General features: G+C 61.9%; 21 protein-coding genes and 1 tRNA gene. 8 read left to right on the forward strand and 14 right to left on the reverse strand.

What is annotated here, in order from left to right; translation table 11 throughout:
* Positions 1-6 precede the first annotated feature (6 nt).
* The 3 genes from LGT41_RS14600 to LGT41_RS14610 form a co-directional block, all read right to left on the reverse strand.
* Positions 7-1,635 (reverse strand): peptide ABC transporter substrate-binding protein, encoded by a 1,629-nt coding sequence (locus LGT41_RS14600; RefSeq protein WP_274127650.1) that lies wholly within the window; start codon positions 1,633-1,635, stop codon positions 7-9.
* Positions 1,636-1,939: 304 nt separating this feature from the next.
* A complete protein-coding gene (locus LGT41_RS14605) occupies positions 1,940-3,307 on the reverse strand; it encodes a TolC family outer membrane protein (RefSeq protein ID WP_274127651.1) in 1,368 nt (455 codons plus the stop codon).
* 64 nt (positions 3,308-3,371) lie between these two features.
* Entirely contained in the window at positions 3,372-4,025 is a 654-nt protein-coding gene (locus LGT41_RS14610) for a protein-L-isoaspartate O-methyltransferase family protein (protein ID WP_274127652.1), read from the reverse strand.
* Positions 4,026-4,168: 143 nt separating this feature from the next.
* Between LGT41_RS14610 and LGT41_RS14615 the strand changes: the two genes are divergently transcribed.
* A tRNA-Cys gene (locus LGT41_RS14615) sits at positions 4,169-4,242 on the forward strand.
* Between the two features lie 228 nt (positions 4,243-4,470).
* On the opposite strand, the gene cobT is transcribed toward LGT41_RS14615, so the two are convergent.
* Complete coding sequence (gene cobT / locus LGT41_RS14620; RefSeq protein WP_274127653.1) at positions 4,471-5,499, reverse strand: nicotinate-nucleotide--dimethylbenzimidazole phosphoribosyltransferase; 1,029 nt, start codon at positions 5,497-5,499, stop codon at positions 4,471-4,473.
* A gap of 80 nt (positions 5,500-5,579) precedes the next feature.
* On the opposite strand from cobT, the gene LGT41_RS14625 reads away from it, so the two are divergent.
* On the forward strand, positions 5,580-6,329 hold the full coding sequence (locus LGT41_RS14625; protein ID WP_274127654.1) for an adenosylcobinamide-GDP ribazoletransferase: 750 nt from the start codon (positions 5,580-5,582) through the stop codon (positions 6,327-6,329).
* A 63-nt stretch (positions 6,330-6,392) separates the two neighbouring features.
* Here LGT41_RS14625 and LGT41_RS14630 read toward each other — a convergent pair whose 3' ends face one another.
* From LGT41_RS14630 to LGT41_RS14650, 5 genes are all read right to left on the reverse strand, one after another.
* Positions 6,393-6,905, reverse strand: coding sequence for a CarD family transcriptional regulator (locus LGT41_RS14630; RefSeq protein WP_274127655.1), 513 nt, complete (start codon positions 6,903-6,905; stop codon positions 6,393-6,395).
* Positions 6,906-7,194: 289 nt separating this feature from the next.
* A complete protein-coding gene (gene fdxA, locus LGT41_RS14635) occupies positions 7,195-7,533 on the reverse strand; it encodes a ferredoxin FdxA (RefSeq protein ID WP_274127656.1) in 339 nt (112 codons plus the stop codon).
* Between the two features lie 61 nt (positions 7,534-7,594).
* Entirely contained in the window at positions 7,595-7,984 is a 390-nt protein-coding gene (locus LGT41_RS14640; protein ID WP_420720218.1) for an RNA-binding S4 domain-containing protein, read from the reverse strand.
* Positions 7,981-10,809: a helicase-related protein gene (locus LGT41_RS14645; protein WP_274127658.1), complete on the reverse strand. Its 2,829-nt coding sequence runs from the start codon at positions 10,807-10,809 to the stop codon at positions 7,981-7,983. Before LGT41_RS14645 ends, LGT41_RS14640 begins: the two co-directional genes overlap by 4 nt.
* A 140-nt stretch (positions 10,810-10,949) precedes the next feature.
* Positions 10,950-11,516, reverse strand: coding sequence for a tetratricopeptide repeat protein (locus LGT41_RS14650; protein WP_274127659.1), 567 nt, complete (start codon positions 11,514-11,516; stop codon positions 10,950-10,952).
* Positions 11,517-11,763: 247 nt separating this feature from the next.
* Between LGT41_RS14650 and LGT41_RS14655 the strand changes: the two genes are divergently transcribed.
* Positions 11,764-12,054, forward strand: coding sequence for an SCP2 sterol-binding domain-containing protein (locus LGT41_RS14655; protein WP_274127660.1), 291 nt, complete (start codon positions 11,764-11,766; stop codon positions 12,052-12,054).
* Positions 12,055-12,990 (forward strand): alpha/beta fold hydrolase, encoded by a 936-nt coding sequence (locus LGT41_RS14660; RefSeq protein ID WP_274127661.1) that lies wholly within the window; start codon positions 12,055-12,057, stop codon positions 12,988-12,990. It begins immediately after the preceding gene.
* On the opposite strand, the gene LGT41_RS14665 is transcribed toward LGT41_RS14660, so the two are convergent.
* From LGT41_RS14665 to typA, 3 genes are all read right to left on the reverse strand, one after another.
* On the reverse strand, positions 12,987-13,784 hold the full coding sequence (locus LGT41_RS14665) for an inositol monophosphatase family protein (RefSeq protein ID WP_274127662.1): 798 nt from the start codon (positions 13,782-13,784) through the stop codon (positions 12,987-12,989). The two genes, LGT41_RS14660 and LGT41_RS14665, sit on opposite strands and share 4 nt — an antisense overlap.
* A gap of 76 nt (positions 13,785-13,860) precedes the next feature.
* Positions 13,861-14,235, reverse strand: a complete 375-nt coding sequence (locus LGT41_RS14670) for a helix-turn-helix domain-containing protein (protein ID WP_274127663.1) — start codon at positions 14,233-14,235, stop codon at positions 13,861-13,863.
* A gap of 206 nt (positions 14,236-14,441) precedes the next feature.
* Positions 14,442-16,259, reverse strand: a complete 1,818-nt coding sequence (gene typA, locus LGT41_RS14675; protein ID WP_274127664.1) for a translational GTPase TypA — start codon at positions 16,257-16,259, stop codon at positions 14,442-14,444.
* A 147-nt stretch (positions 16,260-16,406) separates the two neighbouring features.
* Between typA and LGT41_RS14680 the strand changes: the two genes are divergently transcribed.
* On the forward strand, positions 16,407-17,336 hold the full coding sequence (locus LGT41_RS14680; RefSeq protein ID WP_274127665.1) for an NADPH:quinone oxidoreductase family protein: 930 nt from the start codon (positions 16,407-16,409) through the stop codon (positions 17,334-17,336).
* Position 17,337: 1 nt separating this feature from the next.
* Here LGT41_RS14680 and LGT41_RS14685 read toward each other — a convergent pair whose 3' ends face one another.
* The gene (locus LGT41_RS14685; RefSeq protein ID WP_274127666.1) at positions 17,338-18,210 is read right to left on the reverse strand and encodes a LysR family transcriptional regulator; all 873 of its coding nucleotides are present in this window, start codon (positions 18,208-18,210) and stop codon (positions 17,338-17,340) included.
* Positions 18,211-18,328: 118 nt separating this feature from the next.
* On the opposite strand from LGT41_RS14685, the gene LGT41_RS14690 reads away from it, so the two are divergent.
* Positions 18,329-18,532 (forward strand): YjiS-like domain-containing protein, encoded by a 204-nt coding sequence (locus LGT41_RS14690; RefSeq protein WP_274127667.1) that lies wholly within the window; start codon positions 18,329-18,331, stop codon positions 18,530-18,532.
* 30 nt (positions 18,533-18,562) lie between these two features.
* On the opposite strand, the gene LGT41_RS14695 is transcribed toward LGT41_RS14690, so the two are convergent.
* Positions 18,563-19,273, reverse strand: coding sequence for an arylesterase (locus LGT41_RS14695; RefSeq protein ID WP_274127668.1), 711 nt, complete (start codon positions 19,271-19,273; stop codon positions 18,563-18,565).
* On the opposite strand from LGT41_RS14695, the gene LGT41_RS14700 reads away from it, so the two are divergent.
* Together LGT41_RS14700 and LGT41_RS14705 are read left to right on the forward strand one after the other, a co-directional pair.
* Positions 19,272-19,946: an ABC transporter ATP-binding protein gene (locus tag LGT41_RS14700; protein WP_274127669.1), complete on the forward strand. Its 675-nt coding sequence runs from the start codon at positions 19,272-19,274 to the stop codon at positions 19,944-19,946. The two genes, LGT41_RS14695 and LGT41_RS14700, sit on opposite strands and share 2 nt — an antisense overlap.
* On the forward strand, positions 19,943-22,462 hold the full coding sequence (locus tag LGT41_RS14705) for an ABC transporter permease (protein ID WP_274127670.1): 2,520 nt from the start codon (positions 19,943-19,945) through the stop codon (positions 22,460-22,462). Before LGT41_RS14700 ends, LGT41_RS14705 begins: the two co-directional genes overlap by 4 nt.
* Positions 22,463-22,501: the final 39 nt, after the last annotated feature.

The following is a 22,501-nucleotide window of genomic DNA, read 5'->3' on the forward strand; positions in this document are numbered from 1 at the left end:
CAGGTCTTAGTTGTCAACCCGGTAAAGGTTGCGCGAGTACCAGTTCTGCTCGACATTGTTGATCGGCCAATTGCGGATCTCGTCGTTCAGCATCATGTTGCCCGAATAGTGGTAAACCGGGATAACCGGCATATCGTTGGCCAGGATCTCTTCGATCTGGGTGTAGTTCGCCGAAGGATCATCCATCGTTTTTGCGGCGGCCAGAAGCGCATCAACCTCGGGGTTGCTGTATTTCCCGTCATTATAGCCCGACGAGGAGTTCAGCAGATCGAGGAAGGTCGAGGCTTCGTTATAGTCGCCACACCAGGCACCGCGCGCCATTTCGAAACGCTGGCTGCCACGCTCTTCCAGGAAGACCTGCCATTCCATGTTGTTCTGGGTCACTTCAACGCCAAGCGTCTGCTTCCACATCTGCGCCACAACGGTCGCGATCTGGGCATGGGCTTCGGAGGTGTTGTAAACCAGCTCGAAGGCAAGCGGGTTGTCCGGGCCGTAACCGGCTTCGGCCAGCAGTTCAACGGCTGCGGCATTCCGCTCGGCCTGGGTCATCTGGCCAAAGGCCACATCCGGCACAGAGAAGTTGGCGGTTGCGCCCGGTGTAAAGGTAAAGGCCGCAACCTGACCACCCTGCAACACCTGATCGGTGATGATCGAACGGTCAACCGCATAGGACAGCGCCTGACGCACACGCACATCCTTGAAGGCTTCCGGCCCGTCTTCCGACAGGTTGAAGGTGTAGTAATAGTTGCACAGGCGCGGGAAGGCCAAAGCCTCGCCGGGATATTCCTCGTTCAGGCTCGGATACTGGCCTGTCGGAATTTCGGTCCGGTCAAGCTCGCCGGCTTTCCAGCGGGTCAGCGCGGTATCATCATCATTGATGACCAGCGCCACGACTTTTTCGATGATCGTCGCGTCATTGTTCCAATACATCGGGTTGCGCTCGCGCACCGAACGCTCCTGCGGGATATGCTCGGTCAGAACATAGGCACCGTTGGAAACGATGTTTTCCGGCTTCGTCCAGTCGGCGCCAAATTCCTCAACCACGGCCTGCGGCACGGGGAAGGTTGTGGTATGCGTGGTCATCAGCGGGAAATAGGGCAAAGAGCCGGACAGGCGCACTTCAAGCGTATAATCGTCAATCGCGGTCACGCCCAGCGCATCGGTCGGCATTTCACCGGCAATGACCGCCGCAGCGTTTTCAATCGACATCAGCTCGATATACCACGCATAGGGCGAGGCGGTTGCCGGGTCGGCTGCACGGCGCCAGGCATAAACGAAGTCGTTTGCGGTAACGGGTGTGCCGTTGGACCACATGGCTTCGGGGCGCAGCGTGAAGGTGTAGACGTTCTTCGCGTCATTGGTGGTGTAGCCAGTGGCAACGCCGGGCACCAGATTGCCGTTTTCATCCTGGTTCATCAGGCCTTCGAACAGGTCACGAATGACTTCAGCACCGGATACATCCTCGGCAATGCCCGGATCGACCGCGCTGAACTCGTCCAGTATCCGATAGGTGAAGGTCTGGTTGTCTGACAGCGGCTCACCGGTTTCCGGATGTGTGCCAGCAGCCAGAACCGGGCCGGCCAACATGGTTGTGGCGGCCAGCATGGCTGTTAGGGATTTGAAGCTAAGGGTCATAGATCTCTCCTCTGTTATCACGACTCAACGCCGCAAGGCCCGCTTTTCGGCGTTTTGTGTCACCGATTACTGCGGGCAATGCCGAAGGCTGACATAGCCGCGCCCAACAATCAACGACAATAGCGGGCATAACCAAGCGTCACTTTGCAAGCGCAGCGCGGCGTGAAATATGCGGGATTTTTCTATGGTTTCGGCGCAATTTAGTGACGGGCGCTTCGTCGCCCTGCGCAGCCCATTCGTCGATATGACGAAATGCATCGGCAAATTGCGCAGAGCTTATATATAACCTGATTCGGCTGCTGGCCTAGCGCCAGCGGTCGGCAATTGCATCAACCGTGCGGCTGGCCCCCAGATCGGTGGCCGGGGCATTGCGCACCTGGTTGTAATGCTGCTCCGGGTCATAGGGTGTAATGCCGATATTCAGCTGATCGGCGGTAAGCGCACCGATCGAGGCCAGCAGGTTATAACCGGCCACATAGGCATCGCGCTGCGCAGAGTTCAGGCTGTTTTGTGCGTTCAGCTTTTCCTGCTCGGCATTCAGCACATCCAGCGTTGTGCGCGCACCAAGCCGCGCCTCTTCAACCGTGCCTTCATAGGCAAGCTGGGCGGCGGCAACCTGCAAACGGTTCGCCTCGATCGCGGCACGGGCCACGCGCAGATTGGCCCAGGCCACGGCGGTGTTCTGGCTGACGGAACGGCGGGCATCCTGGGTTTCGGCCATGCGGCGCTCCAGCACGCTGCCGGCCTGGCGCACCAGCGCCACCAGCGAGCCGCCGGTATAAAGCGGAATCGCGCCGGTGATCGTAACCGAGTTCGACGAGCCCGAACTGCCCGTGGAAACCCCGACGCTGGCGCGCGCATCCACGCTTACGCCACGCGCGGCGCGGGCGCGCTGCATGTCCAGCACGGCGGCGCGCTCGCCATAGAGCGCGGCAAGAATGCTGGGATGGTTGGCCTGTGCCGCGGCCTCAGCCGCCTCCAGCGAGGCGGGCAAGGGGGGCAATGGCGGACGCGGCGCAAGGTTGTTGGGGGCCACGCCGATAACCGCACGGTAATTCTCGTTCGAGGCGGCCAGCATCCCCTGCGCGGCGGCCAGATTGGCCTGCGCACCGGCAGCGCGCGCTTCGGCAAGGCTTACATCGGTGCGGGTGACCGCGCCAACATTGAACCGGTCGCGCGTGGCCTGCACCTGTTCTTCCAGCAAGCGCAAGTTGTTGCGCGCCAGTTGCACGGCAGCCGCATCGCGCTGCACATCGACATAGGCAATGATCGCAGCAAGCATGATCTGCTGTTCGGTGCTGCGCAACCCGGCGCGGTTGGCCAGCACGGCCTGTTTGGCCGCCTCGATCGCAATGCGCGACTGCCCGCCATCATAAAGCGTCAGCGAGGCATTGAGCGCCGCCGAATAGGTATCGGTCACCGTGCTGTCAAAGGCCGGGCTTTGTGCAAAATTCGCGGTGCCCGAAAGGCTGAATTGCGGGCGCATCGCCGCGCGGGCCAGGGCAACGTTTTCATCCACCGCACGCAGCGCGGCGCGTGTGGCCGAAAGGCTGGGATTGGTTTCATAAGCCAGGCGCAGCGCATCGGCCAGACTGTCGGCCTGGGCCAGATTGCCAACCAGCGCCAAGACTGCGCTTGTGCTTGCCAGCCTTTGCCAGAATTTTCGCTTCATGTGCCGCTCCTTGGGAATATGATGTCGAGTTAGGCGCGACATTTACGCGTTTCAACCCGCTGGTCTAGAAAACAAATGCCGGAACTGCCGCAAATCCTGGCAGAACCGGCGCTGCCGCATCAAATGCGCGCCGCCAGCTCACCCCGGCAGACGTTTTCAGGCCAAGCTGACAGGTGCCATAGGCCCCTTCGGCCCGGATTGCCGCAATCCGCCCTCCGGGTTTGAGCTGATCAAGCAGCGCCGGTGGCATGGTTTCGAACGCGCCCTGCAACACGATCACATCATATGGGGCATGTGCTGGCGCCCCTTCGGCCAAGGCACCGCCAACGATCACGGCGTTGTCAATCGATTGTGCGGCCAAATTGGTCTCAGCCTCGGCGGCCATCGTCTCATCGGCCTCGACACCAACCACAAACTCGGCGATATGCGCCAGAACCGCCGTGGAATAGCCATAGCCGCAGCCAATATCCAGAACCATTTCGCTGGGCTGGATGTTCAGGGCTTCAAGCATTTTGCCAAAGCTGCGCGCATCCAGCAGAGCCCGGCCCGGCGCCAGCGTGATATGCTCGCCCAGATAGGCGGTTTCGCGCGCGCCGCGCGGCACGAATTCTTCACGCGGCACGGCCAGCATGGCGGCAATGATCGGATAGCTTGTCACATCGGAGGGGCGCACCTGACAATCGACCATAGCTTTGCGGGCTGCGACAAAATCCGTCATGTGAAGATTCCTTGTGATAGAACAGGTTGAACTAATGCCAGATTCGTGCAGCAGGGGCAACGCCTGGAATTGCCGCACCGGCGTCAATTGCCCCCGATGAGACAGCTTGACGATTCCACCGCCTTATGGTTGAAGGCGCGCAGGGCGTCATGGCAGAGTGGTGATGCAACGGATTGCAAATCCGTGAACTCCGGTTCGATTCCGGATGACGCCTCCATATCCGCCATGAATTCGGTTTATCGGGGCGACAGCCTGTGCCGGTGCGCAAATCCGGGCCAGGGCTTTGCCTGCCTCCCGGCGGCCGCCTGCAAGCAATATACACGGCCACAAGCGCGCGGCCTTGGTTTTGGCTGACCGCAGCGCTTGACCTTCGCCGCTTTGCGCACGCCAACTTGCGCGCATCGCCCGACCGATCGTCACGCACTGCGCGACGACCGGGTCTCAGTCATGCGCCGCTGCCTGCCGAAACGCCCGCCTCGGCAAAGGTTGCCATGCCGCTATGACAGGCAAGCGCGGCCTTCAGAATGCCAACGGCAAGCGCCGCGCCCGAGCCTTCGCCCAACCGCATGTCGAGCGACATTAGCGGCGTCAGGCCCAAATGTTTCAGCGCCGGGCCATGCGCCGATTCCGCCGAGACATGCCCGGCGATGCAATGGTCAAGCGCGCCGGGCTGCGCCTTGGCCAGCACGGCCGCGGCGGCGCAGCAGATGAAGCCATCCAGTATCACCGGTATGCGCAAGCTGCGCGCCCGCGCAATGGCCCCGGCCATTGCTGCAAGTTCGCGCCCGCCAAGGCAGGCCAGAACCATCAGCGGGTCATCCAGATGGTATGCGTGCAGGTCCAGGCCACGGGCCACGGCATCGGCCTTGCGGCCAAGCCCGTCATCATCCACCCCGGTGCCGCGCCCGACCCAGGCCGCAGCGCCGCCACCGAACAGGGCTGCAAATATCGCCGCCGCGCTGGTGGTGTTGCCAATGCCCATTTCGCCGGTCAGGAACAAATCGGCCTTGGGGTCGACCGCATTCCAGCCAGCCGACAGCGCCGCACATACCGCCGCCTCATCCATTGCCGGGGCAATGGTAAAATCTTCGGTCGGTGTTTCAAGGTCCAGCGCGACAACATCCAGCACCGTGCCGAAACTTTCGCAAAGCTGGTTGATCGCCGCACCGCCATGTTCGAAATTCGCAACCATCTGCGCCGTCACCTCGGCAGGAAAGGCCGAAACGCCTTGCGCCACTACACCGTGATTGCCAGCAAAAACAACGGCGTGCGGGGCCGTGATGCGTGGGGCCACCTCGCCGCGCCAGCCAGCATACCAAATGGCAATGTCTTCAAGCCGCCCCAGCGCGCCGGGCGGTTTGGTAAGCTGGCCATTGCGGTCTGCCGCGCCCTGGCTGGCGGCGGCATCCGGCCCGGGTTGCTGCGCCAATGCGGCGCGAAATTGCTGAAGAGATGAAAATATCGTTGTTTGCATTGGTCCTGCCTTATACTGTTGGCCAATACCTAATGGATTACCCGAACAAAGTTTAGCCTGAAAACGGAAGACAAAGTGCCATGACCGACCAACGCCCTTCGCCAGCCGATATAAGTGCTGCGTTTCGCTTCCTGACCCGCCTGCCCCTGCCCGATGGCGAAAAAGCCCCCAGCGCCAGCAGCGTCTGGGCCTTTCCGATTGTCGGCATGGTGCTTGGCGCCAGTGCGGGCCTGCTGGCCTGGTTTCTGGCCTGGATCGGCGTGCCGCGCCTTGGGGTTGGGGCGCTGACCATCGGCTATCTGGTGCTGATCACCGGCGCCTTGCACGAAGACGGGCTGGCCGATTGCGCCGACGGGTTTGGCGGCGGCAAGGACAAGGCCGGCATTCTGGCAATCATGCGCGACAGTTCCATCGGCACCTATGGGGCGCTGGCGCTGATGATCGTGATCTATCTGCGCATTACCGGTGTTGTCAGCTTTGGCGGCTGGAATTTCGTGCTGCAACTGGCGGCGGTTGGCGGCATGTCGCGCGCGCTGATGGGCGGGCTGATGTTTGCCCTGCCCAATGCCCGCAGCGATGGGGCTTCGGCGGGTTTTGGCAAACCGTCTGCCGCAAGCGCCGGGCTGGGGCTGGCCATTGGCCTTGTCGGCGCCATTGCCATGACAGGCATTTCCGGCGCGCTTTTGGTGGGCATCATGGCCCTGCCCGCGCTTGGGCTGATGATGCTGGCAAAAGCCAAGATCGGCGGCCAAACCGGCGATGTGCTGGGCGCCACCCAGCAAAGCGCCGAGGCGATTGGCCTGATGGCAGCGGTCGCCTTGCTTTACTAGGCACCCCGCAAAGCAAAACGCGCGCCCCGAGGGACGCGCGTTTCTTGTGTCGGCTGGCCGGCCTTAGGCGGCGCGGCTTTCAAGAACATCGCCCACATGGCGCTGCGCTGAATCCTCACACAGGCCTTTCACAGCGGCAACTTCGCGGGTCAGACGCTCCAAAGCCGCCTCGTAAAGCTGACGTTCGGAATAGGATTGCTCGCGCTGGTCATCGTTGCGGTGCAAATCGCGCACCACTTCGGCGATCGAGATCAGATCACCCGAGTTGATCTTCTGTTCATATTCCTGTGCCCGGCGCGACCACATGGCGCGTTTCACACGCGCACGGCCCTTGAGCGTGTCCATCGCCTTGCTGACAATGTCATTGCTCGACAAGGCTCGCATTCCAACAGCGGTTGCCTTGGCGGTTGGCACGCGCAAGGTCATCTTGTCTTTTTCAAATGAGATCACGAACATTTCCAACGACAGGCCCGCAACTTCTTGCGTTTCCACAGAGATGATTTTCCCAACGCCGTGGCTGGGATAGACGACAAATTCATTCGGGCTGAAATCTGCGTTGTTCTTGGACTTGCTCATATTGGCTCCATTTCCTGCCGACTGCGTATTGCCCCTGAAAGCGCAGAAAGGAGCATCCTCGACTGGATTTACAGCGCGCGGATTTCCAATTTTCTGGGCTGGCAGGGCTGATCCATAACACCGTGTCATGGCGATACTTGCCGACAATTTACAAAATGATCATATCACATAATTGAGTGTGAAAAAAGCACGGCGCTTGCGGGGTCTGGCGGCATTTCGCCGCGCAAACCCCTGTTTTGGCGCAATTTACGGCAAAAATGCGCCCATTCCTGCCACAGCTGCGAATCGCCTAGCCGCCGGTTCCGGGGCTTTCCGAGAAGTATTTCTCAAGCTTGCCGGCCTCGCCCTCATGCTCTTTGGCATCGGGGGGCGGGTCTTTGCGGGTAATGATCACCGGCCAAAGCTCGGCGTATTTGCGGTTGAACTCGACCCATTTCTCGGCGTCCGGCTCGGTATCGGGGCGGATCGCATCGGCGGGGCATTCAGGCTCGCATACACCACAGTCGATACATTCATCGGGGTGAATCACCAGCATGTTTTCACCCTCGTAGAAACAATCTACCGGGCAGACTTCAACGCAATCGGTGTATTTGCACGATATACAGGCATCGTTGACAATATAGGTCATGGGTTTCCCTATCTACAGTGTTTATTTGTAAAGCCTGTCACACCTTACGCGCGCTAGGGTTTTAGTCGGCACTCGGGTCGAATTCAAGGCCACTAAGTGCCACAGCATCCCGAAAAATTTCCATATCACGCCGTTGTTTCTTTGTTGGCCGCGCGCCCACCCGTTTTGCGGGCGTCGGTGCCTCTGGTGTAAGGTCGTCATACAGCGCCTGCGCCTCGGGGGCGGGGCCGCGCCGTGTGCCCAGCGCCACAATGCGCACCACCCGCACTTGCTGGCCCAGTGCAAAGGCCAGCCCATCGCCCGGTTTGACCGTGGCGGCCGGCTTGTCGACGCGGTTGGTGTTCAGCCGCACGCCACCGCTGGCAACAAACTTGGCCGCCAGCGTGCGGGTTTTGAAAAACCGTGCCTGCCAAAGCCATTTATCCAGTCGCAGCGTGTCGGCCAAGATCAGCTTTTTGGCTTGAAGCCGGCAAGGGCCATTGCAAATGGGTTGTCGGGGTCGACCTTGCGTTCAGGGCGCGGGGCAGGTTTGCCACCGGGTTTGTCGCCCGGCTTGCCAGCCTTGCCCGCCGGCTTGCCCTTGCCGCGCGGCGCTTTGCCCTGCGGCTTGCCACCCGCTTGGCCATCGGCACGCTTCTTGCGCCCCTCGCCCGCCGGCTTGCCACGGTTTTCATTGGCCGGGTTGGTGCGGCGCGGCGGCGCCCAGCGGAAGGTGTAGAAAACCTCCAGTTCCGGCGCGGTTTCAGGCGCGGTTTCGGGGGCGGTTTCGGGGGCGGCATCCGGCTCAACCTCGGGGGCGGCTTCTTCTGCGGCGGGCGCATCTTCAAGTGCGGCATCCGGCGCGGGTGTTGCTTCGGCTTCATCGGGCTTGGGCGCTTCAGCGCCGTCACCTTCGGCCACACGCACAGGTTTGGGGCGCTCGCCGCGCTCGGCGCTATAGCCCATGCCCTGCATGAGGGCTGCAAACTGCTCCAGCGTCAGCCCGGTGATCGACAGCATATCGGCGGTGTTTTCAAACCCGCCGCGCGTATCGGCGCTGCGCAGCATATCGGCCAGCCGCTCCAGCATATCAATGCGGATGGCGCGCGCGCCGCACAGCCGATAGCCCGATTGCGGGTAATAGCTGGCATCGACACCTTCAAGCGCCGGAATGGTCACTAGGCCCGGCGGCGGGGCGGGCGGAAAATCGGCCAGGTCATTGTTCAGCGCCCAAAGCAGCAGGCGCAGCCGCGTTGGCGCGGGTTTCAGCATCAGCGGCATGAACAGGGTAAACTGGCCAAAGCGGATGCCATGCTTGCGCAGCGCGCCGCGCGCGTCTTGCTCAAGCGATTTCACATCGCTGGCAACCTCGTGGCGCGGCAGCACGCCAAGGCTTTCAACCAAACGAAAGGCCACACCGCGCGCCAGCCCCGTCAGGCTTTCATCATTCTTCAACCCGATCAGCGGCTCGAACAGTGCCGATATCCGGCGGTCCAGCCAATGGCCCAGACGGCGGCGAACCTTTTCGGCAATCTCGGGGCCGGCATCCTCATCGACAAAAACTTCAATACCGGGTGAAAGCGCATCGGCGCCCTTGGTCAGCTTGCCAACCGCATGTTCGCCCCACATCAACCCACCCTGTTCGGTGAAATCGATCTCGGTATCGGGCGCGTTGTAAAACGTATCGGCCCGCAGTGAAAACGCGGGCGCGAGTGCGGCCAATGCGGCGGCACGCAGGGTGCGCGCGGCCTCGCCACTGGCCGAAGGGTCCTGCTGGAACCGGAACCCGTCCAACCGTCCGATGAATTCACCCTCGACAGTTACTTCGCCTTTAGTATTCAGTTCCGCCACAAGGGCCTCCTTTAGTTTCAACCGGCGCGTCAGCACAGAAGTGCGCCGGTCGACAAATTGTTGCGTCAGCCGCATATGCAGCGCGTCTGACAATCGGTCCTCGACCGCGCGGGTTTCATCGCGCCAATGGGCGGCATCGTCAAGCCAGTCTGGACGCTGGGCAACGTAGGTCCAGGTGCGGATAAAGGCGAGTCTTTTTGAAAGCGCGTCGATATTTCCTTCGATGCGGTCCACCATTGCCACATGTCGGGCCATGAAATCATCGGGGATTCGGCCTGTATCTGTCAAATAGTCATAAAGCCGGGCCAGCAGGTTGGCGTGTTCACCGGCGGAAACCTTCCGAAAATCCGGCACCTGGCAGATATCCCAGAGCAGTTTGACGCGCGGCGCCCCCTGGGCGCGGCCCGCAACATGGGGGTTGGCGGCAAGGGTTCTGAGCGCGATCAGGTCATCGGCATCGCGGGCGCGCACAAGGTCCTGATGGGTCGGGTTAAGTTCGAGCGAGGCAATCAGCCGCGCGATCGAGCCATATTCAAGCACCGAATTGCGCCATTCAAGCTTGCGCAGCGGGGCAAACTGGTGGTTTTCAATCGCCGCGACCTCGTCAGGCTCCAGCGCATTGGCCGCCCCCGTAACCCCGAAACTGCCCGGCGTGGTAAACCGCCCTGCCCGCCCGGCAATCTGCGCCAGCTCATCGGCGCGAAGGTAACGATGGCGGCGGCCATCGAATTTGGACGTGCCCGCAAAGGCAACATGGCTGACATCAAGGTTCAGCCCCATGCCAATCGCATCGGTGGCAACCAGATAATCGACATCGCCGTTCTGATACAGGTCCACCTGCGCGTTGCGTGTGCGGGGGCTGAGAGCACCCATCACCACCGCAGCGCCACCCTTCTGGCGGCGCAAAAGCTCGGCCAGCCCGTAAACCTCGTCCACCGAAAAGGCGACAATCGCGGCGCGCGGCGGCATTCGGCTGACTTTCTTTACGCCGGTATAGCTAAGCGCCGAAAACCGTTCGCGATGCACAAAGCGGGCTTCGGGAATGAGGTTGGCAATGCGCCCGCGCATCGTGTCCGACCCCATGAACAGCGTTTCAACGCGTCCGCGCGCGTGCAACAAACGGTCGGTAAACACATGGCCGCGCTCGGGGTCGGCGCAAAGCTGGATTTCGTCAACGGCCAGAAATTCGGGGCCAATGCCGGCAGGCATCGCCTCGACCGTGCATACCCAATATTGCGCGCGCGGCGGCACGATGCGTTCTTCACCGGTGACAAGCGCCACCACGCTGGGGCCGCGCAGCGCGACCAGCTTGTCATAAACCTCGCGCGCCAGCAACCGCAGCGGCAGGCCGATCACCCCGCTGCGATAGCCCAGCATCCGGTCTATGGCATAATGCGTTTTGCCCGTATTGGTGGGGCCAAGAACGGCAATGATGTCTGAGGGCATGGGAATGGCTCGGTTGTCATAAGGCAGCGGCTAGGCTGCGCACCAAACCCGATTCAGCGCCCCTGCGCAACCGCTGACAGCCCCGCATTCACCGCAACATGCCATCATCCGCCGACAGCAACAGCCACCACGCCCTTCAGCTAAAGGCTCATATCCCGGTTTTGCAGCAACTGTTCGATATTCTCGTTCACGTTTTGCATATTCGGATGGATGATTTGCGCGGCGCGCAGCGCAGAAAGCGCCTGATCGTTATAGCCAAGCTCGCTCAGCACAATGCCAAGCCCGCTCATCGCGCCAAAATGGCGGGGGTTCAGCGCAAGGGTTGCGCGCAAATCCTGCAAGGCCAGCCCGTATTCCCCCATCAGGTAATAGGCGGTCGCGCGGGCATTATAGCCTTCGGCAAAATTCGGGGCATGGTCGATCAGCGTGGATAGATGCCAAACCGCAGCCGGATAGTCGCCTGCCTCCAGCAAGGCCTGGCCGCGCTTCAGCAACAAATCCATCGCCGCAGAGCCGGAGCGGTTGAAACGGTTGATCAGCGCCTCTTCGGCCAGGCGCCATACCTCGCGGTCGGGCGAACGCAGATCGATGAACAACTGTTCCAGCCCCGGCGAACGGTCTTCGCGCAGATCACCGGGGGTCAGCAGCTCGGCAAAGGCGGGCGGGGCTGACAGGGTAAGCAACAAGGCAATAGCGCGAATCCACATAGGGCAATTTTAGCGGCTTTCAGGCGCAACACCACAGGCAAAGCGCAGCGGAAAATTCACAGTTGCGCGACACGGGTCTGGCGCGCCAAGCCCCGGGGCCGTGTCAGGGCCATGTCAGGGCCATGTCAGGGCGTGCAGGCGGCAAGCATTGGTTGTTTTCGGCGGCTTACGCCACGTCGGGCAATCTTGTCGCTTTAACGGCCATGCAAACTTGCTACATTGCCCTCAACACATTCAGGAGTTGAACATGAGCGAAGTCATCAATGAAGCCGTAGCCGCCTTGAACGCCAAACTGGCAGATGGCGGCTTTGACGGGTCGGTGAAGTTTGAGATCGAAGGCGAAGGTGCCGTGCGCGTAGACGAGACCGGCGCAAGCGCCAGCGATGCCGAGGCCGATTGCACCATTTCAGCCAGCGCCGAAACCTTCCGCCGCCTGCTTGAGGGCGATCTGAACCCCGCAGGAGCCTTCATGAGCGGCAAGCTGAAGGTCGATGGCGATATGGGCACGGCCATGCGGCTGGGTTCGGTCTTCGGTTAAATGCAGCCCGCGCCCTATTTCGCCGATCTGGCCGATAACAGCCTGCCGGTTGACGCGGCCTGGCTGACAGCCGGCGATGGCACAAGGCTGCGCCGGGCGATCTGGGGCAAGGCGGTGCGCGGCCATGTGCTGCTGCTGCCCGGGCGCACGGAATACATCGAAAAATATGGCCGCGTTGCGCGCGACCTGGCGGCGCGCGGCTTTGCAACCGTGTGCATAGATTGGCGCGGTCAGGGCCTGTCCGACCATCTGGACGGGCGGCGCGACATTGGCCATGTCGAGGATTTCGCCGAATATCAGGATGATTTCCAGACCCTGCTGGCCGACCCTGCCATAGCCGCCCTGCCCGGCCCGCGCCTGATGTTCGCGCATTCGATGGGGGGCTGCATCGGGCTGCGCGCACTGTTGAACGGCTTCAAACCGGACGCGGCGGTTTTTTCCGGGCCGATGTGGGGCATCGCCATCAACCGCTATGTCAAACCCATTGGCGAAGTGATTGCCCGCGCCGGCAGCAAGCTTGGCAAGGGCGCGTTGCGAATGCCCGGCACAAAAGCCGAAACCTATGTTCTGTCAGACCCGTTTGAAGACAATCTGCTTACCGGCGATGCCGAATACTGGGCCTGGATGCAAAGCCATACCAAAGCCCGCCCCGAGCTTGGCCTTGGCGGCCCGACCCTGCGCTGGCTGGATGCAGCGCGCGAGGAATTCGCGCGCTTTGATGCCGCTCAAATGCCGCAAACCCCGCTGCTGACCCTGCTGGGTGGCGATGAAAACGTGGTGGATGCCAGCGCCGTGCGCCGCCAGATGGCGCGGTTCGAGAATGGCACATTGGTTGAAATTCCCGGCGCGCGCCACGAAATCTGGATGGAGCAGCCCGAATTGCAGCGCCAGGGCTGGGATGCGATTGACGCATTCCTGAACGCGCAAGGTCTCTAGCAGGTTTTCAGAATTTCCAAAGCCGCTGCATGTGCGGCGCGGTCGCCCGCGGCCAGCACGCGGCCCCCGTTCCAGCACGGCCCGCCCTGCCAGTTGGTGACAATGCCGCCCGCCGCCTCGATCACCGCGATGGGGGCCTGAATGTCGTAATTCTGCAAACCGGCCTCGATCACCAGATCAATCTGCCCCAGCGCAAGCAGGCCATAGGCATAGCAATCCGTGCCATAGCGCACCAGTTGCGCCTGGCTAGCCACCGCCTTGAAGGCTTCACCTTCATCGGCCGTGCCGACTTCGGGAAAGGTCGAGAACAAGATGGCCTGTGACAGCGCCGCACAGGGGCGCGATTTGAGCGGGCGGCGCGCTTCGCCGCGCTGCCATGCGCCCATGCCAAACCCGCCGATAAACCGCTCGCCGGTGAAGGGCTGGTCGATAATGCCAAAGATTGGGCCGGTTTCGGCCTGCACGGCAATCAGCACCCCCCAGGTGGGCGTGCCCGACAGGTAGCCGCGCGTGCCGTCAATCGGGTCCAGCACCCAGGTCAGGCCGGTTGTGCCAGGGGTTGTGCCAAATTCCTCGCCCATGATCCCGTCATCCGGGCGGCGCCTGGCCAGAACCGCGCGCATGGCGGTTTCGGCGGCACGATCGGCAATGGTCACCGGGTCAAACCCGCGGGCGAGCTTGTTTTCAACACCCAGCGCACCACCGCGAAAATGTTTGAGCGTTTCGATGCGCGCCACATCGGCCAGCGCGTGTGCGGTATCGACAATTTCGCGTTTGATCTGGTCAGATTGCATAAAAAATTCCCGGCCCTGATAGGCCGGGAATTTCATACAAACCAGCGCAGGTCAAGCGCGCTGAATACTGGTTATACTAGGCGGCGTCGCTCAGCACGCGCGCCAGATCGAACAGGCGGCGGCGCTGTGCTTCGGGAATAGCGTAGTAAGAGCGCACCAGCTCCAGCGCCTCTTTGTCGGCCAGCAAATCGCCCTGGGCTTCGGTGATTGGCACATCGCCATCAACCTGGTCGGTCGCCAGCCCTTCAAAGAAGAACGAGACCGGCACGCCCAGCGCGGCGGCAATGTCCCACAGGCGCGAAGCCGAAACGCGGTTCATGCCGGTTTCGTATTTCTGGATCTGCTGAAACTTGATCCCGACCGCCTCGCCAAGCTGCTGCTGGGTCATGCCCACCATCCAACGACGATGGCGCACGCGCTTGCCTACATGGACGTCTACCTGATGCTTCATTTTACGCTCCCAAAAAATAAATCCTCTTGCGGATATACTTGCAGGAATCGTGCCAAGCCCGAATTTCGCCTGAAACGGCACAAAACCTAGGGATGTATGGAGATTAACCATTTCTACGCGTTTGCTATTTGCAAATCGCAAAACGCGCTCTGGTTGAGCGCGTTTTTCTTGTTGCATTTTGCAAAACCTCGCCGCGAAACGCGAAGCTAATCGGCGGTTTTCGCGTTCCGCTTGCGCTCGTGCGTGTCCAGAAAGCGTTTGCGCAGGCGCACATGGCGGGGTGTCACCTCGACCAGCTCGTCATTGTCGATATAGGCAATGGCTTCTTCGAGGCTGAACCGGCTGGGCGTGGTCAGCACAACCGCCTCGTCCTTGCCCGAGGCGCGCATGTTGGTCAGCTTCTTGCCCTTCAGCGGGTTCACCTCAAGGTCGTTGGGGCGGTTATGCTCGCCAATGATCATACCTTGATAGACCTGCTCCTGCACACCAATGAAAAAGCGGCCACGGTCTTGCAGGTTCCACAGCGCATAGGCGACGGTCACACCGTCTTCCATGGAAATCAGCACGCCCTGGCGGCGACCTTCGATCTTGCCTTTATACGGTGCCCATTCATGGAACACGCGGTTCAGAACGCCGGTGCCGCGCGTATCGGTCAGAAACTCGCCATGATACCCGATCAGCCCCCGGCTGGGCACATGCGCCACAATGCGGGTTTTGCCCACGCCGCCCGGTTTCATCTCGGCCAGATCGCCCTTGCGTTGTGTCAGCTTTTCGATCACCGCGCCAGTATATTCGTCATCTACGTCAATGGTAACCTCTTCCACCGGCTCGTGGCGGGTGCCGTCGATATCACGAAACAGCACCTGCGGGCGCGACACCGAAAGCTCGAACCCCTCGCGGCGCATGTTTTCAATCAGCACGCCCATCTGCAATTCGCCACGCCCCGACACGATGAAGCTTTCACCGCCCGGCGTGTCTTCGATCTTGATCGCAACATTGCCTTCGGCTTCGCGCATGAGCCGGTCGCGGATCACGCGGCTTTGCACCTTGTCACCATCGCGGCCCGCCAAGGGGCTGTCATTGATGCCGAAATTCACCGAAATGGTCGGCGGGTCGATCGGCTGGCTGGGAATGGGTTCAGTCACCGACGGGTCGCATAGCGTATCGGCAACGGTCGCCTTGGTCATGCCGGCAATGGCCACAATATCGCCCGCCACAGCCTCATCCACCGGGGTCTGGCCAAGGCCACGGAAGGCCAGAATTTTGGTGGCGCGGAAATTCTCGATCAGCTTGCCATCGCGCCCGATGGCTTTGATCATCTGACCGGGCTTCAGGCGGCCGGCTTCAACGCGGCCGGTAAGATAGCGGCCAAGGAAGTTGTCGCGCCCAAGCGTGGTGGCCAGCATCCGGAACGGGCTTTCAGTATCGGTTTGCACCGAAGGCGCTGGCACATGCTTCATGATCAGTTCGAACAGGTCGTGCAGGTTCTCGCGCTTGCCATCCAGTTCCGTATCGGCCCAGCCAGATCGGCCCGAAGCATAGAGATGCGGAAAATCGAGCTGGTCATCATCGGCCCCCAGATTGGCGAACAAATCAAAGCATTCGTTCAGCGCACGGTCCGGCTCGGCATCCGATTTATCGACCTTGTTCAGCACCACGATCGGGCGCAGCCCCAGCGCAAGCGCCTTGGCGGTTACGAATTTGGTTTGCGGCATCGGGCCTTCGGCGGCATCCACCAGCAGCACGACCCCGTCAACCATGCTCAGGATACGCTCGACCTCGCCACCAAAATCGGCGTGGCCCGGCGTGTCAACAATGTTGATGCGCGCGCCTTCCCATTCAACGCTCGTGCATTTGGCCAGAATGGTGATGCCGCGCTCGCGCTCGATATCGTTGCTATCCATAGCCCGCTCGACCGAGGCCTGGCCCTCGCGATACACGCCGGATTGTTTGAGCATTTCATCGACCAGCGTGGTTTTGCCGTGGTCAACATGGGCGATGATCGCAATATTGCGCAGTTCCATTGAGTTTCCTTAAGATGGGATGGCAGCGGGGCGCCAGCCCCTTTGCGGCTGCGCATAAAGGCCCGGCCACCAAAAAGCAAGTGCTGGCTTGCCCCCGCCCGAATTGGCGTTAACCTGTGGCCCATGCAAACCAGGGCACAGTTTTCAATGCAGCTTCGCGCCTTCAACTCGCCGCTTGAACGGGTTGAAGGCCCGCTTGTGCCACCCAAACAGGGCGAGGTTCTGGTCGAGATTGCCGCTGCGGGCGTGAATTTTGCCGATACGTTGCTTGTTTCCGGCAGCTACCAGCGCATTCCACCCCTGCCCTTTGCACCGGGCATGGAGTTCGCGGGCAAGGTTTTGGCGGGTGATCTGCCGGCGGGCAGCCGCGTGGCCGGGTTTTGCGGGCATGGGGCCTTTGCCAGCCACATTACCCTGCCGGCCGCGCAGTGCGTGGCCCTGCCAAATGACATGCCCGATGATATTGCCGCAAGTTTTCTTATCGCCTATGGCGCGGTCCATCTGGCGCTGGCACGCCGTGCGCTACTTGCAGCGGGCGAAACGCTGGTTGTTTTGGGCGCGAGCGGCGGGGCGGGTCTGGCGGCGGTCGATATTGGCCGCGCGCTTGGGGCAAGGGTGATTGCGGTGTCGCGCGGGGCGGCGCGGCTGGCGCGCCTTACCCGCGCCGACCATGTGATCGACAGCGATGTCCAGGACCTGCGCGGCGCCATTCTGGCACTTGGCGGCGCAAATGTGGTGTTTGACCCGGCAGGCGGTGAAAACTTCACCCAGGCGTTGCGCGCCACCAGGCCCGAAGGGCGGCTGGTGTGCTTCGGCTTCGCCTCTGGCCATGTGCCCGAGGTCAAGCTCAACCATCTGCTGGTCAAGAATCTCGACATGATCGGTGTGAACTGGAACAGCTACCCCGATTTTGCGCCCGATGCGATGGCGGCAGGGCTGCAGGGGCTGATGGCGCTTCATGCAAACGGCAGGCTGCACCCCGCGACACCCCTTGCCCTGCCGATGGCCAATGCCGAACGGGCGCTCGATTTGCTGCGCAACCGCCAGGCGCCGGCGCGCATCGTGCTGCGCCCCTAGCCTATTCAGCGGCCTGGGCAAGCGCCCCGCAATAGGCGGCGCGCACCATTTCGGCCAAACGTTCAGCCTGCGCGCGCGCCGCCCCCTTGCCGACATACATATTGATGTTGGTTTCGGGCAGTTGCGGCAACGCACCGCCATGCGGCACAAGCTCGACATAGGGCGAATAGGAACCGGCCAGACAGGCATGAACCGCCAGATCGGCCGAGATACTCGCCTCGATCGTGCGGGTATTTTCGGAGTTTACCGCCATATCCCAGGGGATATTGGCCGCATCCAGCGCGTCTTGCGCGATCGAGCGGAAGCGGCACTGATGCTCGAAAGCCAGTCGCAATGGGCGTTCCTTCCAGGCCTGCCCGCCGGGGGCGCCCACCCAAACCAGCGGCACGGTCGAAAGCGGCTCGCCACCCTCGTCGCGGCCTTCTTCGGTGGTCAGGATGATATCCAGCTCGCCGCGCGCCAGCGAATCCTTCAGCCGCGCGGTATAGCTCGATTCAAGATTGATCTTGATGCGCGGCCAGGCCAATGCGAAACGCTGCAAAATGCCGGGAATATAGGGATAGACAATGTCATGCGGCACCCCGAACATGACCTCGCCTTCAAAGGCCGCCCCGGTCAGTTGCGCAAGAATCTCGTCATTGATGGCCAGCATCCGCCGCGCATGACCCAGCAGTTTTTCGCCCTCGCCGGTCAGGCGCACGCCGCGCCCGTCGCGCATCAGCAGGCTGATGCCGAGCGATTCCTCGAGCCGTTTGATCTGCATCGACACGGCCGATTGCGTGAGATGCAGCAACCCGGCGGCGCGAGTCACCCCGCCGCTATCGGCCACGGTAACAAAGCTGCGCAGCGCCGTCAGGTCCAGATTCCTTAACATATCAAATTCCGTGATGCTTTCAGGATCAACAATTCATTTTTAATCTGAATGATTCGTCGCCATATAACAAGCATCAAGAATGAATGACCGAAGCTTTTGGGAAATGAAGGAAAATCGCATGGCAAGCTCGATCCGTATGCACGAAATTGCAACCGCTCTGGCGCCGCTGGCCACATTGCCGCTGCTTGGCACGCTGATCTATTTTGCCGAGCGCGCCCGCACACGCCGCGCGCTGGCCCGCCTTGATGCCGCCGCATTGAATGATATCGGCATCAGCGCCCGCGCCGCCCGCCAAGAGCTGCGCAAACCCTTCTGGCGCTGATCGCCGAATGATGTCCGGTAGGGTGCGCATTCATTGCGCACCATCCGAAGATACGCGCGCGATCAACTTCAGCACATAGGGGCCGATATCGGCCACGATTTTTGTCACACCTTCGGCATTCGGGTGCAACCCGTCGGGCTGCATGAGCTGCGACAGCGCAGAGATCGACACATTGCTCCCCAGCCCCTGCAAGAAAAACGGGTGGAATTCGGCCCCGTATTGCGCCGCCAGTTCGCCATACATGCTGTTGAAAATGCGCTGATATTCGGCCCCGAAATTCGGCGGGGCCTTCATGCCGCTCACCAGAATGGGCAGGCCGCGCGCCGAAATCCGGCTCAGAATCTCGTCCATATTGGCGCGCGCGGCATTTGCGTCGAGCCCGCGCAGCATGTCATTGGCACCAAGCTCGACGATCACCGCATCGACATCATCGCCCAGAACCCAGTCCAGCCGGGCAAGCCCGCCTGCCGTGGTATCCCCACTCACCCCGGCGTTCTGAACGATCACATCCACCCCTTGCGCATCCAGCCAGCGTTGCAGCTGCGGCACGAATCCGTCCTCCACCGGCAGGCCATAGCCCGCCGTCAGCGAGTCGCCAAAGGCGGCGATCACAATTGTGTCATCCTGCGCAAAAACCGGCCCCGACAGGCCCAGTAGCGCGGCAATCAGCATTCCGCCCTTGCGCATGGCCCGTTTCAGACCATATCCAAACCTGTAGCGCCGCAATGAAAGTCTATGCATGTCTGACCCTGTTTTAAGCCTAACCAATGCCCAACTCAGCCTTTCGGGCAATGCCGGGCGCATAGACATACTTAAGGGCATCGACCTTGGTGTAAAGGTGGGCGAGACGCTGGCGCTGGTTGGCCCCAGCGGTTCCGGCAAGTCTTCGCTGCTTATGCTGATGGGCGGGCTCGAGCGTGCAACCGGCGGCACGGTGCAGGCCTTGGGGCACAACCTTGGCACGATGAACGAGGATGCGCTGGCGCGGTTTCGTCGCGCGCATATGGGCATTGTTTTCCAAAGCTTCCACCTGATCCCGACGATGACCGCGCTTGAAAACGTTGCAACCCCGCTGGAACTGGCGGGGGCGCGCGATGCGTTCGAGCGGGCCGAAGCCGCATTGGCCGATGTTGGCCTTGGCGAACGCATCCACCATTATGCCGCGCAAATGTCAGGCGGCGAGCAGCAGCGCGTGGCTCTGGCCCGCGCCTTTGTCACCCGTCCGCAAATTCTGCTGGCCGACGAGCCAACCGGCAACCTTGATGCCAAGAACGGCGCGGCGATCATGGACAAGCTGATGGCGCTGCGCGATGCGCATGGGGCCACGCTGGTGCTTGTCACCCATGATGCCGCCCTGGCCGCGCGCTGCGATCGTGTCGTCAATCTGCGCGATGGCATGGTGGACGCCGCATGAGCCTTGCTTTCCGACTGGCATGGCGCGAAATGCGCGGCGGGCTTGCGGGCTTTCGCATCTTTCTGGTGTGTTTGGCGCTTGGCGTGGCGGCCATTGCGGCCATCGGCTCGGTGCGCATGGCGGTCGAAGCCGGGCTCAGCGCCGAATCCACAACGCTTTTGGGTGGTGATGCCGAAATGCGCTTCACCTATCGCCGCGCGAATGAGGCTGAATGGGCGTTCATGCGCGACCGCGCCACCGCGGTCAGCGAGATATTCGACTTCCGCTCGATGGTGATCAGCCCCGATGAGGAACGCGGGCTGGTGCAGGTCAAGGCGGTGGATTCGATGTATCCGCTTTATGGCGCGGTTGGCCTGTCGCCCGACATGCCGCTTGCCGATGCTTTCGCGCTGCAAAACGGCCTGCCCGGCATGGTGGTGGACCAGGCGCTGATCGACCGTTTGGGCCTGAGAATCGGTGATCTGGTCCAGCTTGGCGCGCAAAGCTTCGAGCTGCGCGCCGCGCTGACCTTTGAACCCGATGGCGGGGCTTCGGCCTTTTCGCTGGGCCCGCGCGTTCTGGTGCATATCGACGGGCTGCAAAATTCCGGGCTGATCTCCGAAGGCACCCTGTTTGAGACCAGCTACCGCCTTGCCTTGCCGCCCGGCACCGGGCTGGCGCGGCTGGAACGAGACGCGAAAGATGCGTTTCGTGACAGCGGAATGCGCTGGCGCGACAGCCGCAACGCAACCCCCTCGATCGCGCGTTTTGTCGACCGGATGAGCGACTTTCTGATTCTCGTCGGGCTTGCGGGCCTGGCTGTGGGCGGGGTTGGCATTGCCGCCGCCGTGCGCGCCTATCTGGAACGCAAGCGCGAGGTGATTGCCACGCTCAAAACCCTTGGGGCGGGCCGGCGGCTGGTTCTGGGCATCTATCTGGTGCAGATCGGCGCGCTGGCGCTTGTCGGCATTGCGCTGGGTCTGGTGCTGGGGGCGGTTCTGCCGCTGGTCATTGGTGCGTTCGTGGGCAATGATCTGCCGGTGCCGGTGGTCTTTGCCATCTATGCCAAGCCCCTGGCGGAAGCGGCGCTTTATGGCGCCTTGACCGCACTGATCTTCACGCTGCTGCCGCTGGGGCGCGCGGTGGATATTCGCGCCGCCACGCTGTTTCGCGATGCGGCCCTTGGCCGGGGGGGCTGGCCGCGCTGGCCCTATTTGCTGGTGATCGGCCTGCTCACCGCCACGCTGGTTGGCGCGGCGGTTCTGCTGTCCGGCTCGCTCCGGCTGACACTTGCCACGGCGGGCGGGGTGTTTGCGGCCCTTGTGGTGCTGTCGCTCATGGCGTGGCTGACCATGCGGCTGGCCGCCTGGGGCGCGCGACGGCGCATTTTGCGCGGCCGCCCGGCCTTTCGACTTGCGCTTGGCGCCATTGGCGGGCCGCGCGGCGATGCGAGCAGCGTGATCTTGTCGCTTGGGCTTGGCCTGTCGGTGCTGGCCGCCATTGGCCAGATCAACGCCAATATGCAGGCGACAATCCGCAATGACCTGCCCGCCGAGGCCCCGGCCTTCTTCTTTCTCGACATCCAGAAAGACCAGATCGACGCCTTTGGCGAAATTGCCGAAAGTGACCCCGGTGTCAGCCGCATATCCAGCGCCCCCATGCTGCGCGGGATCATTACCGCCATCAATGGCGTGCCCGCGCGCGAGGCCGTGGGCAACCATTGGGTTGTGTCGGGCGACCGTGGCGTGACCTATGCCGATACTTTGCCCGAAAATTCCACCCTCACCGCCGGAGAATGGTGGGATGCCGATTATACCGGCCCGCCGCTGGTCAGCTTTTCCGCCGAGGAAGCGGGCGAAATCGGCCTTGTGGTGGGTGATCAAATTACCGTCAACATTCTGGGCCGCGATATGGTCGCCACCGTGGCCAGCCTGCGCGAGATCGACTTCGCCTCGCTTGGCATCAACTTTGTGATGGTGTTCAACTCCAGCGCGGTTTCCGGCGCGCCACACGCGTTCATTTCAACCGTTTACGCCGAGCCCGAGGCCGAAAACCGCCTGTTGCGCAACCTGACCGCGCCCTTTCCCAACGTCACCGCCATCAGCATCCGCGAAGCGATAGAGCGTGGCGCCAGGGCGCTGGAGGGCATAGCACTGGGCATAGCCGGGGGGGCGGGCATTACCCTGCTGACCGGCTTTTTCGTGCTGATCGGGGCCGCTGCGGGCGGCGAGCGCGCGCGGGTGTTTGAAGCCGCCATTCTCAAGACCCTCGGGGCAACGCGCGGGCGGATTCTGTTCAGCTTTGCACTGCGCGCAGCCTTGCTGGGGGCGGCGGCCGGGCTGGTCGCGCTGCTGTTTGGCGGGCTGGCCGGATGGGGGGTGATGAGCCTTGTCATGCATTCCGATTTCACCTTCAATTTACAGGTTTCGGTGTTCATCATCCTTGGCGGTGCGCTGGTGAACCTGGCCGCCGGGCTGCTTTTTGCCATCCGCCCGCTGGCCGTGCGCCCCGCCCAGGTGCTGCGCGCGCGCGATTAATGCGCATTTTCTGCCCATGACGCTTGAAATGCAGGGCGA

Origin of the sequence: Abyssibius alkaniclasticus, from assembly GCF_020447305.1 — a bacterium.
Taxonomy (GTDB): domain Bacteria; phylum Pseudomonadota; class Alphaproteobacteria; order Rhodobacterales; family Rhodobacteraceae; genus Abyssibius; species Abyssibius alkaniclasticus.

Coding starts and splice junctions, on each gene's coding strand:
- LGT41_RS14600 (WP_274127650.1), bottom strand. CDS start 1,635: ATGACCCTTAGCTTCAAATCCCTAACAGCCATGCTGGCCGCCACAACC.
- LGT41_RS14605 (WP_274127651.1), bottom strand. CDS start 3,307: ATGAAGCGAAAATTCTGGCAAAGGCTGGCAAGCACAAGCGCAGTCTTG.
- LGT41_RS14610 (WP_274127652.1), bottom strand. CDS start 4,025: ATGACGGATTTTGTCGCAGCCCGCAAAGCTATGGTCGATTGTCAGGTG.
- cobT (WP_274127653.1), bottom strand. CDS start 5,499: ATGCAAACAACGATATTTTCATCTCTTCAGCAATTTCGCGCCGCATTG.
- LGT41_RS14625 (WP_274127654.1), top strand. CDS start 5,580: ATGACCGACCAACGCCCTTCGCCAGCCGATATAAGTGCTGCGTTTCGC.
- LGT41_RS14630 (WP_274127655.1), bottom strand. CDS start 6,905: ATGAGCAAGTCCAAGAACAACGCAGATTTCAGCCCGAATGAATTTGTC.
- fdxA (WP_274127656.1), bottom strand. CDS start 7,533: ATGACCTATATTGTCAACGATGCCTGTATATCGTGCAAATACACCGAT.
- LGT41_RS14645 (WP_274127658.1), bottom strand. CDS start 10,809: ATGCCCTCAGACATCATTGCCGTTCTTGGCCCCACCAATACGGGCAAA.
- LGT41_RS14650 (WP_274127659.1), bottom strand. CDS start 11,516: ATGTGGATTCGCGCTATTGCCTTGTTGCTTACCCTGTCAGCCCCGCCC.
- LGT41_RS14655 (WP_274127660.1), top strand. CDS start 11,764: ATGAGCGAAGTCATCAATGAAGCCGTAGCCGCCTTGAACGCCAAACTG.
- LGT41_RS14660 (WP_274127661.1), top strand. CDS start 12,055: ATGCAGCCCGCGCCCTATTTCGCCGATCTGGCCGATAACAGCCTGCCG.
- LGT41_RS14665 (WP_274127662.1), bottom strand. CDS start 13,784: ATGCAATCTGACCAGATCAAACGCGAAATTGTCGATACCGCACACGCG.
- LGT41_RS14670 (WP_274127663.1), bottom strand. CDS start 14,235: ATGAAGCATCAGGTAGACGTCCATGTAGGCAAGCGCGTGCGCCATCGT.
- typA (WP_274127664.1), bottom strand. CDS start 16,259: ATGGAACTGCGCAATATTGCGATCATCGCCCATGTTGACCACGGCAAA.
- LGT41_RS14680 (WP_274127665.1), top strand. CDS start 16,407: ATGCAGCTTCGCGCCTTCAACTCGCCGCTTGAACGGGTTGAAGGCCCG.
- LGT41_RS14685 (WP_274127666.1), bottom strand. CDS start 18,210: ATGTTAAGGAATCTGGACCTGACGGCGCTGCGCAGCTTTGTTACCGTG.
- LGT41_RS14690 (WP_274127667.1), top strand. CDS start 18,329: ATGGCAAGCTCGATCCGTATGCACGAAATTGCAACCGCTCTGGCGCCG.
- LGT41_RS14700 (WP_274127669.1), top strand. CDS start 19,272: ATGTCTGACCCTGTTTTAAGCCTAACCAATGCCCAACTCAGCCTTTCG.
- LGT41_RS14695 (WP_274127668.1), bottom strand. CDS start 19,273: ATGCATAGACTTTCATTGCGGCGCTACAGGTTTGGATATGGTCTGAAA.
- LGT41_RS14705 (WP_274127670.1), top strand. CDS start 19,943: ATGAGCCTTGCTTTCCGACTGGCATGGCGCGAAATGCGCGGCGGGCTT.